Genomic DNA, 15,315 nt, shown 5'->3' with positions numbered 1-15,315 from the left:
GGCTGATCACATGGACACCCTGTTCCAGGGCATGGCGGCCAGCAGCCGGGCCATCCCGCAGAAGCCGCTGACGCCGGCGAACACCAGGCCCGCCCCCACGAAGCCACTCAGCCAGATCCAGCCCGGGGCGACGGCCTGGCTGAGGATCACCCCGAGCAGCACCAGGGAGCCAGCGGCGATCTGCACCTGGCGCATCAGGGGCAGGGGGGCGCCTTTGAGCTTGCGCACGGAGAACCCGGCCTGCTGCCAGGCGGGCACGCCACCGAGCAGGTCAGCCACCGGGTGGGGATGACCCTGGCGGAGAAGCTGGCTCAGGCCTTTGGCGCTGCGGTTGCCGCTCTGGCAGACCAGCACCAGGGGGCCGTGGGGCAGATCGGCCTGGGGGAGGCGCGCGAGCGGGATGTTGAGGCTGCCGCTGATGTGGCCGGAGGCGTACTCCATCGGTTCGCGCACATCAACCACCGTTACCTCGCCTGCGGCGAGCTGATCAGCCAGGTCGTGGGCGGAGAGGCGGGTGGGGGTGGTGGTCATGGCAGGCGGTGAATGGGACATCAGCGCGAGAGGGCGACCCTGGGCAACTGTTATGACGTTAACCGCATAAAGGCTATTAACGCAAGTCGTCACCGATCGCATGGGGAATGCATAATGCTTCTAACGTCATAAAACCTTCCAATGCGCCGTTCCGCCGCGGGCGCCCCACCGAGCCCCCAGCTCCTTGAGGAGCTCAGTCAGTTCTTCCGGCTGCTGAGCGAGCCGGCCCGGCTGCAGCTGCTCTGCCAGCTCAAGCACCAAGGGCCCATGGATGTGGCGGCGCTGATCGAGGCCACGGGTTTCAGTCAGTCCCACATCAGCCGTCAACTAGGTCAGTTGCAGCGCGCCGGCCTAGTGCGTTCCGTGCGCGAGGGCACACGCCTCACCTATGAAGTCGCCGACCCGCTGGTGCATGAGCTCTGCAACCTGGTCCAGGGGCATCTCAAGCAAAAGCTGGAGCAGCAGCTGCGGCTGCTCCAGGCGAGCTGACGCGCTGACGCCTCGCGTTGCGCCAGGATCCAGGCCATGGCTGACCAACCTGCGCTCATCCTTCTCTTCGACGGGGCCTGTCCCCTCTGCCGCCGGGAGGTGGACACCCTGCGGGGCCGCGATCGGGGCCGGGGGCTGATTCGCTTCGTCGACATCGACGCAGCCGACTACGACCCCTCGGCCCATGGCGGCATCAGCTACGGCGAGGCGATGGGGAGCATGCGTGGGCTCGCCGCCGATGGCCGCGTGATCAAGGATGTAGCCGTCTTCCGGGAGGCCTACCGGCTGGTGGGGCTGGGCTGGATCTACGCCCCCACCGCCTGGCCGCTGATCGCTCCGCTGGTGGATGCGCTCTATGCCCTCTGGGCCCGCTGGCGGCTGCGGCTCACCGGCCGGGGCGACCTGCAGGGCCTCTGTGATCGGCGAGCGGGGCGCTGCGGAGCAGGGGCCCTGCCGGAGAGCGAGCAGGTTTCCCGGGTGTGATCGGCCAGACGGTAGGCGCACGCCCTGCCCAGAACGCCGAGCCACCCGCTTTCCTGGCCGCCCCCGATAAGCGCGCCGCTGGCGCTGCCGGAGTTCATTCAGCGCTTCGGTTCGGTTTCAGCGCTTCGCGTCCGACTGCAGCAGGGCGTTCTTGCTCTCCTTGAGGGAGTTCCAGATCGCCTTGATTTCGGCGTAGGCCTGCTCCTGGCTCACCTTGCCGTTGCCCTGAAGGCCCACGATCAGCCCCACCCTTTCGGCGAACTGCTCGAGGTTCTGGTGAAAGGCCAGTCGTTCCGGGCTCCAGTCGTCACCGCGGTAACCGCTGTGGCCTTCCAGGGGTGATTGGGTTCCGCCGTTGGCGAGCAGATCCATGTCCAAGGCGTCGTCGTCGGAGGCCGTCACAGGTTCAACCGCGTCGCGCTGACGCTAGTGGAATCATCCAATCTCAGCGTTCAAGCGGTGGGTTCATGTGCGGTGGATCACACCGGTCGATCGAACTAGCCTCAGACGTCCACTGGATTCGGCGACGATGTTGGAGTCGCATGGCATCCGCCTGACCCCCGGCGCCCGGGAGACCCGGCGCCTGGAGGCCCGCCCCGGTGACCTGCCCGCCGCCCTCGCCCGCTACGACGGCCCGGCCCCCACCGAGTTGTCGGTGATCGTGTTCGGCGAGTGGGGGGTCCAGAGCCACAGGCTGCGCAGCGTTGCTGATCTTGAGCCCCTGGCGGCCCTGGGGCGGCCCCTGTGGCTGCGGATTCAGGGTCTCGCGGAGATCGGGCGGATCACCGAGGCCCTGCGGGTGCTTGATGTGCCGATGGCCTTTCACAGCCCGCTGCTGGAGCAGCCCCAGCGCACCCGGGTGGATTCCTTTGGCGATGGCCTGGTGGTGGTGTTGCACCGCATGTCCTTCGCGCCAGGCAGCCTCACGGTGGTGAGCGAGCAGCTGGGGCTGCTGCTGCTCGATCACCTGCTGGTGTCGGTGGAGGAGGTGCCCAGTGGGGAGCCCTTTCCTGCTCTCAGCGACTGGCTGGTGGGCCATGGGTCGTCCGGCGCGGCCGATCTCGACGACGTGCTCCATTACGTGATCGATGAACTGCTCGATGGGATCGCTCCCTTGCTTGAGCAGTTCGCCCTGCGCCTCGACGATCTCGAGGAGCGGGCCCTGCGGGAGCCCACCCCCGCGGTGATCAACCGCGCCTATGAGGTGCGCGCCAACCTGCGGGTGATCCGGCGGCAGATCTGGCCGCTGCGCACCGAGATCCAGTCGATGCTGCGCCAGAACCACCGGGTGCTGGGGGAGCAGGCGCTGCAGGGCTTCACCGACATGAGTCAGCACGTGGAGATGCTGTTCGGCAGCTGTGAATTGATGCGCTACCACTGCGATGCGGTGACCGATGCCTACATGGCCAGCACCGGCAATCGCATGAACCAGGTGATGAAGACCCTGGCGATCATCACCAGCATCTTCGCGCCACTCACCTTGATTGCGGGCATCTACGGCATGAACTTCCAGAACATGCCTGATCTCAACTGGAAATACGGCTACTACGTCAGCTTGCTGGCGATGGCCTTCGTGGCCGGCCTGCAGGCCTATGTGCTCTGGCGCCGCGGCTGGTTCGAGAACTGGACGGCGAGCCGCTCCACTCGGCGCTCCCCCCAGGCGGGGCGGCGGCGATGAGTGCCCCAGCAGCTCCTGAGCCGGCGGCGATCGATCGCCACCTGAGCGCCGGTGCCTATGCCGCCGATCGCCTCGCCGTAGCCCTCAAGCGCATCGTCGCCCTCCACGCCGAGGTGCTCGCCGATGAGGACCCTGAACCCCTGCATCAATTGCGCGTGACCATGCGCCGGCTGCGCACGGTCCTGGTGCAGTTCGAGCGGGCCCTGGTGCTGCCCGAGGCCGTCAGTGAGGAGCGGATCGCCCGGGTGGCCCGCCGGCTGGGGGTGGCGCGGGATCTCGATGTGCTCCGCGATCGCCTCGATCACGACCTGCAACCGTTGCTGAGCGCGCCGGAGCGGGAACGCTTCAAGCCGATCCTCAAGCGCCTGCGCCGCGACCGCCGGCTGGCCTTCCTCGATCTTGAGCACCAGCTCAAGCGCGGCCGCTACCTGGCGATGCTCGGGGCCCTCCAGGGCTGGTTGCGCCAACCGCGCTTCACCCCCCTGGGGCAGGAGCCCGCCATCGACTGGCTGGGGGAATGGCCGGCGCCCTGCCTCAGCGGCTTGATGACCCATCCGGGCTGGTGGGCCGCCGATCCCCACCGGGACGCCACGGTGCTCCACGATCTGCGCAAACGGGTCAAGGGGGCCCGCTACGGCCTGGAGAACCTGGCACCGCTGCTCGGGGGGCGCCCCAGCGGTTGGATCGAGCGCTTCAAGGCCGTTCAGGGCTGCCTGGGGGATCTCCAGGATCTGCAGGTGTTGCGAGCAGCCCTGGGTGAGCAACTTGAAAGGCCCCTGGCCGAGGTGCTGCCGAGCCTGGCCGTTGAGCTGGAGCGGCGCGAGGGGCTCAACTGGGGCCGCTGGAGGCTCCTGGCCCAGGAGGCCCTCGATCCCAAGGAGCGGCGAAAGCTCAATCAAATCTTGAGCGCGGGTTAACCAGCCCATAACGATGCCGGGGGGTCCAGCGGCTAGATCTTGTGGGCACCCGCCATGGCTGATCTGATGACCTTCGCCAAGAAGGCCCTGACTCTCTCCACCCTCGCCGCCCTCGGCGTTGGTGCCTCCGCTTCAGCGGGCCCCAACCTCAACGGCGCCGGTGCCACCTTCCCCGCGCCGCTCTACCAGCGCTGGTTCGCCGATCTGGCCAAGGCCAAGGACATTCAGGTCAACTATCAGTCGGTGGGCTCCGGCGCTGGTGTGCGTCAGTTCATTGCCGGCACCGTCGATTTCGGCGCCACCGATGAGCCGATCAAGGCCTCTGACGCCGCCAAGGTGAAGCGCGGCGTGGTGCAGTTCCCCGCCGCCGGCGGCACGATCGCCATCGCCTACAACAAGCCAGGCTGCAGCCTGAAGCTCACCCAGAAGCAGGTCGCTGGCATCTTCATGGGCACCATCAAGGACTGGAAGGAGCTCAAGTGCGCCCCGGGCAAGATTGCCGTGGCCCACCGCTCCGATGGCTCCGGCACCACCTTCTCGTTCACCAACTCCCTCTCCAGCTTCTCCCCTGAGTGGAAGAGCAAGGTGGGCGAAGGCAAGAGCGTGAACTGGCCCGTGGGGGTGGGCGGCAAGGGCAATGAGGGTGTGGCCGGGGTGCTCACCAACACCCCCGGTTCGATCGGCTATGTCAGCCGCGCCTTCGTCAAGGGCAAGATCCAGGCGGCCGCCGTTCAGAACAAGGCCGGCAACTTCATCAAGCCCGACCTCAAAGGTGGAACGGCCGCCCTCAACAGCATCACCCTGGATGCCAACCTGGCCGGTGAAGATCCCAATCCCGCCGGCGCCCAGGCCTACCCGATCACCACCCTCACCTGGATCCTGGCCTACAAGAGCGGTAACGGCGCCAAGGCTGCCGCCCTTCGCGAGGCCTTCCTTTACACCCTCAGCCCCAAACCCCAGGGTCTGGCCGATGATCTGGGCTACGTGCCCCTGCGCGACAGCATCTTGAAGAAGGCCAAGGCCGCCGTCGGCAGCATCGGTTCCTGAGGACTGATTGCTCTGTTGATCGCAGCTCGATTCTTTTCGATCGTGCTGTGATCTCAAGGTTTTCCAAAGGGTCCCTGGGGACCCTTTTTGATGGGCCAGGTTTCTTTCTGGATCCGTGGGTGAGCCTTAGCCAGAACTTAACCTTCTGGCTAACAAAGCTTTGCCCGTTTCCATGTGCTCCTCCATACGCTGGGCAGGTTCCTTTTGGTCACTCCGATGGTTGCGACACCGCCCCGTGATGCGGGCCGCAGTGATGGCCTGCGCGAGGTTCTCGAATCCAGTTACCAGAAGCGCAATCTTGTTCATCTGAGCACCGGCAGTTCCGTGCCACTGCTCAAGAACACCATCTGGCTGGTGGTGCGGGGCATGGTGAAGCTGGGGGCCGTCTCCATCCATGGCGATGAACTGCTTCTCGGTCTGGCGGGGCCGAATGAGCCCTTCGGTGATCCGCTCACCAATGTGGAGGCCTACGAGGCGATCACCCTCTGTGAGACCGATCTGCTCTGCCTCTCCTGCGCCGAGATCGAGCAGAGCCCCCATCTGGCGATGGCGCTGATGCAGGCGGTCTCCAGCCGTTACCGCCAGGCCGAAGTGCTGCTGGCGCTGCTCGGTCTGCGTCGGGTGGAGGAGCGGGTGCGGGGGTTCCTGGAACTGCTGGCCCAGGAGTACGGCCAGCCCTGCGACACCGGCCTGCGCCTCAACCTGCGGCTCACCCACCAGGAACTGGCCAGCGCCCTGAGCACCACCCGGGTGACGGTGACCCGGGTGATCGGGCTGCTGCGGGATGAGGGCTGGCTCAGCATCGATGCCCAACGGCATCTGGTGATCACCCATCTGCCCCGGGCGGCGACGGCGCTACGATACTGAGATTCAGTTGCAATAAGCCCGCCCATGGGCCTCCCTCCAGCGGGCCAAGCCCTGTCCCTCGCCCGTCTGGCGGTGGGACGGTCGGGACGGATCCTTGCGGTGGCGGCTGAAGCGGGCTTGTCGCAGCGGCTGAGTGCCCTCGGGCTCTGCAAGGGCCGCACGGTGCAGGTGCTGCGGCGGGCCTGGTGGTCCGGTCCGCTGCATGTGCGCGTCGGCATGACCGAGCTGATGCTGCGCCGCTGCGACGCCGAGTGCATCCGCATGGAAACTTGCGAGAATGGAGCATGAGCCGGCGCGCCATGGGCCCCGCCACCACATCGCCACCCGCCTCGCCACCTGCTGCCCCCCGTGCTTCCGGGCCAGGCCCTGAATCGACGGCGATCCCCCAGGGTTCCGAGCCCCAGGGAGCCGATCGCCGCCCCTGTGTGGCCCTGCTGGGGATGCCCAACACGGGCAAATCCACCTTCTTCACCCGGCTCACCGGCGCCCATGCCCAGATCGGCAATTGGCCCGGGCTCACGGTCGATCTGATGCAGGCCCAGCTGGAGCTGGGCGGCCAGATGGTGCGGGTGGTGGATCTGCCGGGGATCTACGACCTGCGCGGCTACTCCGAAGACGAGCTGCTGGTTCGGGGGTTCCTGGAGCGCACCCCGCTGGATCTGGTGCTGGTGATCCTCAACGCCAGCCAGATCGACCGACAGCTGCAGCTTGTGCTCCAGGCCCGCAGCCTGGGGCTGCCGGTGTTGGTGCTGCTGAACATGGTCGATGAGGCCCGCCGCTTTGGCCTCACGATTGACGATGGCGCCCTGAGCAGGGAGCTGGGCCTGCCGGTGTTCCCGATCAGCGCCAAGTACGGCACGGGATTCGCCGCCGTCCGAGCGGCGCTCGAGGCCCGGCTGACGGTGGGGGACCCGCCGGTGTGCTGCCTCGATCCCGGCCGCTTCCTGCTCGATGATCCGGCACTCGATGCCGCCCTGGCGCCCCTGCTGGAGGCCGCCGTGCGGCTGCCCGATCGCCTCAAGGACGCCACCACCCGCCGCCTGGACGCGCTGCTGCTGCATCCGCTGCTGGGGCTGCCTCTGTTTTTTGGGGCGATGTTCCTGATGTTCCAGGGCATCTACGCCCTGGGGGTGCCGCTGCAGACGGGGCTCGCCACCGTGCTCAACGGCCTTGGCGCCCAGCTGCTGCGGCCCTTGCTGGGCGGCCTTCCCCCCTTCCTGAGCGGCTTCCTGATCGATGGCCTTTACCAGGGCATCGGCACGGTGGCGGCGTTCCTGCCGGTGATCTTCCTGTTCTTCCTGGCCATGGGAGTGGTGGAAGACAGCGGCTACCTCTCGCGGGCGGCCTTCCTGATGGACGGCCTGATGGAGCGCCTCGGGCTCGATGGCCGCTCCTTCGTGCTCTCCCTGATGGGCTTCGGCTGCAATGTGCCGGCACTGCTCGGTACCCGGGTGATGCGCTCCAGTGGCCTGCGCCTGCTCTCGATGCTGGTGATTCCGTTCTCGCTGTGCTCGGCGCGCCTGAATGTGTTCCTGTTCATGAGCGCGGCCCTCTTTGCCCCGAGCCAGGGAGCCCTGGTGATCTTCAGCCTCTACCTGCTCAGTTTCGTGGCGATGATCGTCACGGCGGCCCTGTTCAAAGGCAGCTTCAGCAGCGATGAGCCGCTGATCCTGGAACTACCGCCCTATCGCTTCCCCACCGCGGCCCAGATGCTCAACCGGGCCTGGTGCGAAGTGCGCCATTTCTGGATCTGGTCGCGGCGGTTCATCATCTTCGGGGTGGTGGCGATCTGGTTGATGAACAACCTGCCCGTGGGGGTTCCCCCCGCCAGTGCCGGCACCCTCTCGGGGATGCTCGGCCAGGCACTGCAACCGGTGCTGGCCCCGATCGGCATCAACCCCAAGCTCACCGTGGCGCTGCTGTTCGGCTTCATCGCCAAGGAGATCGTGCTCGGGGGGCTGGCGGTGATCTACACCCAGGCCGACCCGGTGCGGCTGGGTCAGGCCCTGGCCCTGGACCTCGACTGGGCCCAGGCCTATAGCTTCATGATCTTCACCCTGCTCTACACCCCGTGCCTGTCGACGGTGGCGGTGATCCGCAGCGAATCGAAGAACTGGCGGTTCACGGCCTTTGCGGTGTTCTGGTCGCTGCTGCTGGCCTGGTTGAGCAGCTTCGTGTTCTACCAAACGGTGCTGTGGCTGAGGGGCTGATCAGCCGCGATGCGTTTTGAGCTCGAAGCCCTGCTGAGCCCCGAGGCGGCCTCCACGCTGCTGGCGGCGTTGCAGGCCGAGCAAGGGGCCTGGTTGGCGGGGAGCGCCACCGCCGGCTGGCACGCCCGCCAGGTGAAGCGCAACCGGCAGCTGGATCGGGCCAGCGCCCTGCACCGGTCCCTGGCGAATCAGGTGAGCGCAGCCTTGCTGGCCCAGCCGCTGCTGCAGTCGGCGGCTTTGCCGGTGCGGGTCCATGGGTTGCTGTTCAGCCGCAGCGGCCCCGCTGACGGCTACGGCCGCCACGTGGACAACGCCTTCATGGAGGGGGGCCGCTCCGATCTCTCGTTCACGCTGTTTCTCTCCGCTCCCGACCACTACGAAGGCGGTGCGCTGGTGCTGGAGCAACCCCACGGAGAGGAGGCGTTCCGGCTGCCGGCGGGCCATGCCCTTGTGTATCCCAGCACCCTGCTGCACCGGGTGGAGCCGGTGAGCGCCGGTGAGCGGCTGGTGGCGGTGGGCTGGATCCAGAGCCGGGTGCGCAGCGCCGAGCAACGGGAGCTGCTGTTCGAGCTCGATACGGCCCGGCGGACCCTGTTCGCGGGCGGCGGCAAGGGCGAGGTGTTCGACCTGCTCTGCCGCAGCTACAGCAACCTGCTGCGGATGTGGGGAGAGTGAGCCGCCCGTGGCTCAGCCGAAGCGCTGCTGCTCCATGGGCAGATCCAGGCAGTAGCCCACGCCGTACATGGTCTTGAGATAGGTGGGCCGGTGGGGGTCGGGTTCGAGCTTGCCGCGCAGGTGGCGGATCTGCACCCGCAGGCATTCGATGCCGTTCACATCCGGCTCATAGCCCCAGACCTCCGCGAGGATTTCCTCGGGGGGAACGGCCTGACCATGGCGCTGGAGCAGGCAGTGGAGCACCTCCAGCTCCAGGCGGGTGAGGCGGATCGCCCGGTCGAACCACATCGCCTCCATGCGATCCAGCAACAGGGTGAGCGGCCCGTAGGTGAGCACCTCTCCCCGCAGCGAAGGCATGGACTGCCCGCTGCTGCGGCGCAGCAGGGCCCGCAGCCGGGCAATCAGCTCCTCGCTGTCGTGGGGTTTGATCACGTAGTCATCGGCGCCGGCATTGAAACCGCTCACCTTGTCGCTGATGTCCCGCAGGGAGGTGAGAATCACCAGCGGCACAGCGGTGGTGCGCGGATCCCGTTTCAGCCGCATGCAGAGGGTGAGGCCGTCCACCTTCGGCAGCATCAGATCGAGCATGATCAGATCGGGGCACAGTTGGTGTGCCAAGGCCTGCCCATGGATGCCGTCGAGGGCGTAGCGGGTGTCGAACCCGGCCCCATTGAGTTCGGCCACCATCCGCTGGCAGAAATCGAGATCGTCGTCGATCAGCAGCAGACAGGGTTTCATTGCCGTCACGGTTTGGGTCGAGGAAGGCCCACTCCCGTTGTCAATGGGTTGAGTGGGATGGGTCTAACGCTTGGCGCGGGAAAATCGGCTGCCAGGGGATTTTATTTCTGATTGCTTTAATGATTGAGCCAAGAATGATGTTGAAACCTGGATAATTGCTGTTAAAGGCCTCATCAAGGCCGGCGGTCGCTGGCTGGGTGGATCAGCTGGGTGGATCAGCTGGGTGGAGGCTTGGGGGAGGCTCCAGCTGCAGGGTGCTGTGGGCGATCCCCAGGGCCGCCAGCCGGCGTTTGGCCTCATGCAGCAAGGCCATGTCGTCGCCCGCGCCGGGCGTGCGAATGATGTGGGCGGTGAGGGCGTTCTGGGAGGTGCTCATGCCCCAGATGTGCAGGTGGTGCACCTCGATCACCCCCGGCAGCTCCAGCATGGTCGCCTCCACCGTCTGGCGATCAATCTCCCGGGGCACCCCGTCGAGGGCCACCGCCAGGGATTCCTTCAGCAGTGACCAGCCGCTCCAGGCCACCGCCACGCCCACGCCGATCGCGGTGATCGAATCGAGCACCGTCCAACCGGTCAGGCTCACCAGCAGCACGCTGCCCAGCACCGCCGCCGAAACGGCCGCATCGGTGAGCAGGTGCACCACGGCGGCGCGGCGGTTGAGGTCGTGCTGGTGCCCATGGCCGAACAGGCGGGCCGAGAGCAGGTTGACGACGATGCCGGCGGCGGCGGCCCAGGCCACGGGCCCGGTGGACATCTCCACTGGCCGCCCAAGCCGCTGCAGCGCTTCGACGATCACCACCGCGGCGGCCATCAGGATCAGCACCGCATTCACCAGGGAGGCCAGCTGGGTGCTGCGGCCGTAGCCGTAGGTGAAGCGCGCGCTGGCGGGCCTGGCGCTCAGCCGCTCAGCCCCCCAGCCCAGCAGCAGCCCGGCCACGTCGCCGAGGTTGTGGACGGCGTCACCGATCAGGGCGAGGGAGCCGAAGCCGAAGCCGATCGCCAGCTGCAGACCCGAGAGGGCACTGTTGAGGACGATGCTCCAGCGGAAGGCCGCCGCTGAACCGGGTTTGTGCTCGTGCTGGCGGGGGTGGGGCTGCTGCTGGATCCCCACGGCGGGATGGCTGTTGTCGTGCTCGTGCTCGTGGGTGTGGGAGGGGGGCATCGGCGGGCTCAGGCGAGGGCTTGGCGCAGGGCCACCAGCGCGAAGACGAGGAACAATCCACCGCTGAGCTGGAACAGCAGCCGTTCGCTGATCCGCTGGCCGATCCAGCGGCCCGCCCCCACCGCCAGGGCGGTGACCAGGGCGTGGCCCAGCAGGCTGCCCGCCAGCAGGGCGGCGAAGCCGAAGCCGGGGCCTGTGGCCAGAAAGATCGTGGCGAACTGGGTGCGATCCCCCAGTTCGGCGATGAACACCAGCGCAAACGACTCGCGGATCACGCCCCAGGCCGTGGCCGAGGGATGACGGGCTTCGGCCTGCTCCACCAGTTCTTCGGCCTCCTCCGCCTCCTGGGCGGCCGCGTTTGCCCCCAGGCCCTGGGCATCGATCAACAGCTTGAGGCCGAAGCCCCCGAACAGCGCCGCCGCCAGCCAGGGCACCAGGGCAGGCGGCAGCAGGCTGCGCAGGCCGTAGCCGAGGGCCAGGGAGATCACGGTCACCACCGCCAGGGCGGCGAAGGCTCCGCTGAACACCCAGCGGGCCCGGTGGCGGGCCGCCAGCAGCAGGGCCACGAAGAAGGTCTTGTCGCCCAGTTCCGCCAGGGTGATGGCGGTGAAGCTGGAGCCGAAGGCCGCAAGAGCCGGGTCGGAGGTCATCGGCGACGCGCTGGGCCGAGCGTTCAGGATCCCACGCAGCTGGGCAACGGCAGACCGTCGCGGAGCACACGCTGCTGGTGGATCCAGTGGCGTTTCAGCAGCACTCCCGCCAGGGGCGCTCCCAAGGCGAGAGCGCAGCGCAGGGCGCCCTGGGAGCGCAGCAGCTCTCCCCGGGCCGCCTCCTGGGCCTGCAGACCCTGAACGCCACTGATCTCAGGGAACCGGGCCGCCTGGATGCTCTCCAGGACCCCATCGAGGGCGGCCGGATCCGGCCCACCGCCTGACCAGAGCGGGGTCAGCAACCGGGCGGCCACCAGGCTGTCCCGCAGGGCCATGTTCAGCCCCTGGGCACGCACCGGACTCATCGGGTGGGCCGCATCGCCCAGCAGCAGCAGCCCGCGCCGCTGCCACAGGGGACAGCGGCCCACCTCCACGTTCAGCCGCACCGGGCCCACCAGGGCCCCGGCCTGCTGGCGCAGGTGTCGGGCCAGGGGTTCGGGGGCCAGTTGGGCAAAGGCTTCGCACCAGTCCTGGGGCCCTCGCTGGTCCGTGGTCGCGGCCGCCTTGCCCTTGCTCACCACCCAGCCCAGCTGCAGCTCCCCCGGGGTGGTGCCGGCGAACAGGCTGCAGATCTGCCCTTGGGCCACCAGGGTGGTGAACCGGTTCGGTCGCTCGAATTCAGGCGCACTCGGCAGCCGGAACCAGAGCACATCGATCGCTGAGCCCAGGGCGTCGAGGGCCAGGCCGGCCCGTTGGCGCACCAGTGAGCGGCGCCCATCGCTGCCCACCACCAGGGCGGCCTCCAGGCAGCGGCCATCGGCCAGGCGCACGCCGCTGATCCGACCCCCATGCTCGATCAGATCGGCCACGGCCGTGCCCGGCAGCCAGGTGAAGCCCGGCAGCGCACGGGCCTGCTCCACCAGGGCCTCCAGCAGGGGCCCCTGGGCCACCAGGGTGCAGGGGCGGGCCGAACCGAGCGGTTCATCGGCGCTGAACAGCTCCCGGCCTTCGATCTTGAAACTCCAGCCCTCCAGAGTGCGTTGCGGCAACTCCGCCAGCAGCGCCTCCAGCCCCATGGCGGCGAGGGCGCCCAGGCCTGAGGGCATCAACGCTTCGCCGCGGAACTGACGGCTGAACTCCTTGGCAGCCTCGATCAAGGTGACGGGCACGCCGGCGCGGGCCAGTTGCAGGGCCAGGCTGGCGCCGGCCGGACCCGCCCCCACGATCACCACCGGCGCCGATTGAGGGGAGTTCATGGCTGCAGGCGGCGGGGGGCGCGCAGCAGCAACACCAGGGGGATGGCCGCCAGGAACACCAGCGCCAACAGGTGGAAGACATCGCCGTAGGCCAGCAGGGCCGCCTGGCCGTTGATGCTCGTATCCACCAGCTTCAGGGCGCGCCGGGCGGCCAGCTCCGGATCCACCCCCTGCTGCTGGAGCACCAGCTGCAGCTGCTCCAGGCGTTCCCTCAGCCCGATGTCGAGGGCGCCGGCGGCCTCGGTGAGCCGGGCCCGGTGCTGGGCCTCGTGGTGGCTCAGCTGGGAGGTGAGCAGGGCGATGCCGAAGCTGCCCCCCAGCTGGCGGGTGAGGTTGTAGAAGCCGCTGCCGGCGTTGATCTCCTCGGGGGGCAGATCCCCCAGGGCCGCCAGGCTCAGGGGCAGGAACATCAGCACCGTGCCGATGCCCCGGAAGATCAGCGGCCAGAACAGGGCGTCTTCGCCGGTGCCGGGGTTGATCGAGGCCAGGGCGAACATCACCAGGCTGGTGATGAGGCTGCCGGCGGCGATCGCCTTGCGGGGGTCAATCTGTTGCACCTTCTTGCTCAGCACCAGCATCGTGGCGCCGGAGGCCAGGGCCCCGGGCAGCACCAGCAGACCCGTCTGGATGGCCGTGATGTGCAGCACCGACTGGGCATAGATCGGGATCAGAAAGACGGTGCCGTAGAGCCCCAAGCCGACGATCATCGAAAACAGGCTGCCCACCGCCAGGCTGCGGTGGCGCAGCACCCGCAGGTCCACCGCCGGCCGCTCGCGGCTCAGCTCCCAGGCGATGAACAGCGGCAGGGCGATCACAAAGGTGAGCGTCAGGGCGACGATGCCTGTGTCTTCGAACCAGGCGTATTGCTCCCCCTGCTCCAGCACCACCTGGAGCGAAGCCATCACGCCGGTGAGCAGGGCGATGCCGATCCAGTCGACGGAGGCCAGGGCCGGTGGCGGTTTGGGTTCATCTGCCGGCAGGGAGCGCAGGGCCATCAGCACCGCCAGGATGCCGAAGGGCAGGTTGATCAGAAAGATCCAGCGCCAGCCCAGCAGATCGGTGAGGTAACCCCCGAAGGTGGGACCCAGGGCGGGGCCGGTGATGATCCCCAGCCCGAAGATCGCCTGGGCGAACCCCTGGCGGTCCTTCGGAACCGCCTCAAACAAGATGGCCTGGGCCTTGGCCAGCAGGCCGCCCCCCAGCAGCCCCTGGAGAATCCGCGACGCCACCAGCACCGGCAGGTTGGGGGCCAGGCCGCAGAGCACCGAGGCGGCGGTGAAGCCCGCCAGGGAGAACACGAAGTAGCTGCGCCGGCCGAAGCCATCGGCAAGGAAGGCGGTGAGGGGGAGGATCACCACGTTGGCGATCGCGTAGCCGGTCACCACCCAGCCCACCTCCGCCAGGGTGGCCCCCAGGTTGGCCTGAATGCTGGTCAGGGCCACGTTGACGATGCTGGTGTCCAGCACCTCCAGGAACGCCCCGAGTGAGGCGGTGGCGATGATCAGCCAGACCGCTGGCGTCAGCGGGGTTTTCCCGGGAGCGGCGGCCAGGGAGTTGGCCAGGGAGGAGGCCATCTCAGGTGTGCACCTGGGCCGTCACCGAGAGCCCCGGTTTCAGCCGCGCCCGCCAGCGCTCCAGGGCGGCGGGCTCGAGGTCGATGCGCACGGTCACCCGCTGCACCACCTTGGTGAAGTTGCCGGTCGCGTTGTCGGGGGGGAGCAGGGCGAAGCGGGCCCCGGAGGCCGGCGAGAGACTGCTCACCTGCCCTTGGAAGCTGACCCCGGGCAGGGCGTCGACATGGACCTCGGCCCGGTTGTGCGCGCGCATCTGCCCCACCTGGGTCTCCTTGAAGTTGGCCTCCACCCACAGGCTGCGCCCCACCAGGCTGAGCAGCCCCTGGCTGGGTTGCACCGACTGGCCCGGTTCCACCTCGCGGGCGCCCACCACCGCATCGGCTGGAGCGACCACGGTGGTGTAGCCCAGCTGCAGCCTGGCGCTGGCCAGGGCTGAACGGGCCTGGAGCACTTCGGAGGCGGCGGCCACCGCCTTGCTGCGATCGACCGAGATCTTCGCCTGATCACTCTGGGCCGTGGCGCGGCTGCCGGCGCTGCGACTCAGGCGCCCCTCGGCCTGCAGAAACTGGCTGCGGGCCAGCTCCAGTTGCTGCTGGGAGGCGGCCCCGGCGGCGTGGAGCCGCTGGAATCGCTCCAGATCGGTGCGCGTGCGCTCCAGTTCGGCCTTCGCCTCCAACTGGGCGCCGTCCGCCTGCTGGCGGCTGGCGTCGGCCTCACTGCGGTCGGCGCCCACGGTGACCCGGGCGGCCTCGGCCTTGGCCAGGGCCGCGGCCAGATCGGCCTCCGCCCGGCCCACGGCGGCCCGCTGGTCGGAGTCGTCGAGGCGCAGCAGAACCTGCCCCTTGCGCACCGGTTGGTTGGCCTCCACGAGCACCTGGGCCACGGTGCCCGGCAGGCGGCTCGACATCCGGTAGAGGTGCGCCTGGATCTGGGCGTCGTCGGTGCTCTCGATGCCCCAATGGCTGATCGCCCAGGCGCCTACCCCGAGCAGGGCCACCACGCCGGCCATCACGCCACCGGTGCGTTTGCTGAGCATCA

The 15,315-nt window shown here is 68.3% G+C and carries 17 protein-coding genes; 9 read left to right on the top strand and 8 right to left on the bottom strand.

All coding sequences use genetic code 11. From position 1 onward, the window contains the following. Positions 1-6 precede the first annotated feature (6 nt). Positions 7-531: a rhodanese-like domain-containing protein gene (locus KBZ13_RS04170; RefSeq protein WP_255006683.1), complete on the bottom strand. Its 525-nt coding sequence runs from the start codon at positions 529-531 to the stop codon at positions 7-9. 141 nt (positions 532-672) lie between these two features. Here KBZ13_RS04170 and KBZ13_RS04165 point away from each other — a divergent pair, with 141 nt between their 5' ends. Continuing rightward, on the top strand, positions 673-1,020 hold the full coding sequence (locus tag KBZ13_RS04165; protein ID WP_255006680.1) for an ArsR/SmtB family transcription factor: 348 nt from the start codon (positions 673-675) through the stop codon (positions 1,018-1,020). Between the two features lie 36 nt (positions 1,021-1,056). After that, positions 1,057-1,503: a thiol-disulfide oxidoreductase DCC family protein gene (locus KBZ13_RS04160; protein WP_255006665.1), complete on the top strand. Its 447-nt coding sequence runs from the start codon at positions 1,057-1,059 to the stop codon at positions 1,501-1,503. A gap of 117 nt (positions 1,504-1,620) precedes the next feature. Here the strand turns inward: KBZ13_RS04160 and KBZ13_RS04155 are convergent, their stop codons facing one another. Then, positions 1,621-1,905 carry a hypothetical protein gene (locus tag KBZ13_RS04155; RefSeq protein ID WP_315859597.1) on the bottom strand — a complete coding sequence of 95 codons (285 nt, stop codon included), beginning with the start codon at positions 1,903-1,905 and terminating at the stop codon, positions 1,621-1,623. Positions 1,906-2,032: 127 nt separating this feature from the next. Here KBZ13_RS04155 and KBZ13_RS04150 point away from each other — a divergent pair, with 127 nt between their 5' ends. From KBZ13_RS04150 to KBZ13_RS04120, 7 genes are all read left to right on the top strand, one after another. Beyond that, positions 2,033-3,181: a CorA family divalent cation transporter gene (locus KBZ13_RS04150; protein WP_255006663.1), complete on the top strand. Its 1,149-nt coding sequence runs from the start codon at positions 2,033-2,035 to the stop codon at positions 3,179-3,181. Next, a complete protein-coding gene (locus KBZ13_RS04145; RefSeq protein ID WP_255006661.1) occupies positions 3,178-4,098 on the top strand; it encodes a CHAD domain-containing protein in 921 nt (306 codons plus the stop codon). Before KBZ13_RS04150 ends, KBZ13_RS04145 begins: the two co-directional genes overlap by 4 nt. Before the next feature lie 66 nt (positions 4,099-4,164). Then, on the top strand, positions 4,165-5,145 hold the full coding sequence (gene pstS, locus KBZ13_RS04140; RefSeq protein ID WP_255006659.1) for a phosphate ABC transporter substrate-binding protein PstS: 981 nt from the start codon (positions 4,165-4,167) through the stop codon (positions 5,143-5,145). Between the two features lie 216 nt (positions 5,146-5,361). Beyond that, a complete protein-coding gene (locus tag KBZ13_RS04135; RefSeq protein ID WP_255006656.1) occupies positions 5,362-6,012 on the top strand; it encodes a Crp/Fnr family transcriptional regulator in 651 nt (216 codons plus the stop codon). 24 nt (positions 6,013-6,036) lie between these two features. Further along, a complete protein-coding gene (locus tag KBZ13_RS04130; RefSeq protein WP_255006654.1) occupies positions 6,037-6,300 on the top strand; it encodes a ferrous iron transport protein A in 264 nt (87 codons plus the stop codon). Further along, a complete protein-coding gene (gene feoB / locus KBZ13_RS04125) occupies positions 6,297-8,222 on the top strand; it encodes a ferrous iron transport protein B (protein ID WP_255006652.1) in 1,926 nt (641 codons plus the stop codon). Before KBZ13_RS04130 ends, feoB begins: the two co-directional genes overlap by 4 nt. A 9-nt stretch (positions 8,223-8,231) precedes the next feature. After that, positions 8,232-8,897, top strand: a complete 666-nt coding sequence (locus KBZ13_RS04120) for a Fe2+-dependent dioxygenase (protein ID WP_255006641.1) — start codon at positions 8,232-8,234, stop codon at positions 8,895-8,897. Positions 8,898-8,909: 12 nt separating this feature from the next. On the opposite strand, the gene KBZ13_RS04115 is transcribed toward KBZ13_RS04120, so the two are convergent. The 6 genes from KBZ13_RS04115 to KBZ13_RS04090 form a co-directional block, all read right to left on the bottom strand. Next, positions 8,910-9,635 (bottom strand): response regulator transcription factor, encoded by a 726-nt coding sequence (locus KBZ13_RS04115; protein ID WP_255007125.1) that lies wholly within the window; start codon positions 9,633-9,635, stop codon positions 8,910-8,912. Positions 9,636-9,837: 202 nt separating this feature from the next. Continuing rightward, entirely contained in the window at positions 9,838-10,797 is a 960-nt protein-coding gene (locus tag KBZ13_RS04110; RefSeq protein ID WP_255006639.1) for a cation diffusion facilitator family transporter, read from the bottom strand. 8 nt (positions 10,798-10,805) lie between these two features. After that, on the bottom strand, positions 10,806-11,447 hold the full coding sequence (locus tag KBZ13_RS04105; protein WP_255006636.1) for a TMEM165/GDT1 family protein: 642 nt from the start codon (positions 11,445-11,447) through the stop codon (positions 10,806-10,808). 23 nt (positions 11,448-11,470) lie between these two features. After that, the gene (locus tag KBZ13_RS04100; protein ID WP_255006634.1) at positions 11,471-12,703 is read right to left on the bottom strand and encodes an FAD-dependent oxidoreductase; all 1,233 of its coding nucleotides are present in this window, start codon (positions 12,701-12,703) and stop codon (positions 11,471-11,473) included. After that, entirely contained in the window at positions 12,700-14,277 is a 1,578-nt protein-coding gene (locus KBZ13_RS04095) for a DHA2 family efflux MFS transporter permease subunit (RefSeq protein WP_255006624.1), read from the bottom strand. Before KBZ13_RS04095 ends, KBZ13_RS04100 begins: the two co-directional genes overlap by 4 nt. A 1-nt stretch (position 14,278) precedes the next feature. After that, the gene (locus KBZ13_RS04090) at positions 14,279-15,313 is read right to left on the bottom strand and encodes an HlyD family secretion protein (protein ID WP_255006610.1); all 1,035 of its coding nucleotides are present in this window, start codon (positions 15,311-15,313) and stop codon (positions 14,279-14,281) included. Positions 15,314-15,315: the final 2 nt, after the last annotated feature.

Origin of the sequence: Cyanobium sp. ATX 6F1 (assembly GCF_024346315.1) — a bacterium.
Taxonomy (GTDB): domain Bacteria; phylum Cyanobacteriota; class Cyanobacteriia; order PCC-6307; family Cyanobiaceae; genus ATX-6F1.
The sequence above is the reverse complement of the archived record's forward strand: the minus strand, read 5'-3'. Positions and strand labels throughout refer to the sequence as shown.

Coding starts and splice junctions, on each gene's coding strand:
- KBZ13_RS04170 (WP_255006683.1), bottom strand. CDS start 531: ATGACCACCACCCCCACCCGCCTCTCCGCCCACGACCTGGCTGATCAG.
- KBZ13_RS04165 (WP_255006680.1), top strand. CDS start 673: ATGCGCCGTTCCGCCGCGGGCGCCCCACCGAGCCCCCAGCTCCTTGAG.
- KBZ13_RS04160 (WP_255006665.1), top strand. CDS start 1,057: ATGGCTGACCAACCTGCGCTCATCCTTCTCTTCGACGGGGCCTGTCCC.
- KBZ13_RS04150 (WP_255006663.1), top strand. CDS start 2,033: ATGTTGGAGTCGCATGGCATCCGCCTGACCCCCGGCGCCCGGGAGACC.
- KBZ13_RS04145 (WP_255006661.1), top strand. CDS start 3,178: ATGAGTGCCCCAGCAGCTCCTGAGCCGGCGGCGATCGATCGCCACCTG.
- pstS (WP_255006659.1), top strand. CDS start 4,165: ATGACCTTCGCCAAGAAGGCCCTGACTCTCTCCACCCTCGCCGCCCTC.
- KBZ13_RS04135 (WP_255006656.1), top strand. CDS start 5,362: ATGGTTGCGACACCGCCCCGTGATGCGGGCCGCAGTGATGGCCTGCGC.
- KBZ13_RS04130 (WP_255006654.1), top strand. CDS start 6,037: ATGGGCCTCCCTCCAGCGGGCCAAGCCCTGTCCCTCGCCCGTCTGGCG.
- feoB (WP_255006652.1), top strand. CDS start 6,297: ATGAGCCGGCGCGCCATGGGCCCCGCCACCACATCGCCACCCGCCTCG.
- KBZ13_RS04120 (WP_255006641.1), top strand. CDS start 8,232: ATGCGTTTTGAGCTCGAAGCCCTGCTGAGCCCCGAGGCGGCCTCCACG.
- KBZ13_RS04115 (WP_255007125.1), bottom strand. CDS start 9,635: ATGAAACCCTGTCTGCTGCTGATCGACGACGATCTCGATTTCTGCCAG.
- KBZ13_RS04110 (WP_255006639.1), bottom strand. CDS start 10,797: ATGCCCCCCTCCCACACCCACGAGCACGAGCACGACAACAGCCATCCC.
- KBZ13_RS04105 (WP_255006636.1), bottom strand. CDS start 11,447: ATGACCTCCGACCCGGCTCTTGCGGCCTTCGGCTCCAGCTTCACCGCC.
- KBZ13_RS04100 (WP_255006634.1), bottom strand. CDS start 12,703: ATGAACTCCCCTCAATCGGCGCCGGTGGTGATCGTGGGGGCGGGTCCG.
- KBZ13_RS04095 (WP_255006624.1), bottom strand. CDS start 14,277: ATGGCCTCCTCCCTGGCCAACTCCCTGGCCGCCGCTCCCGGGAAAACC.
- KBZ13_RS04090 (WP_255006610.1), bottom strand. CDS start 15,313: ATGCTCAGCAAACGCACCGGTGGCGTGATGGCCGGCGTGGTGGCCCTG.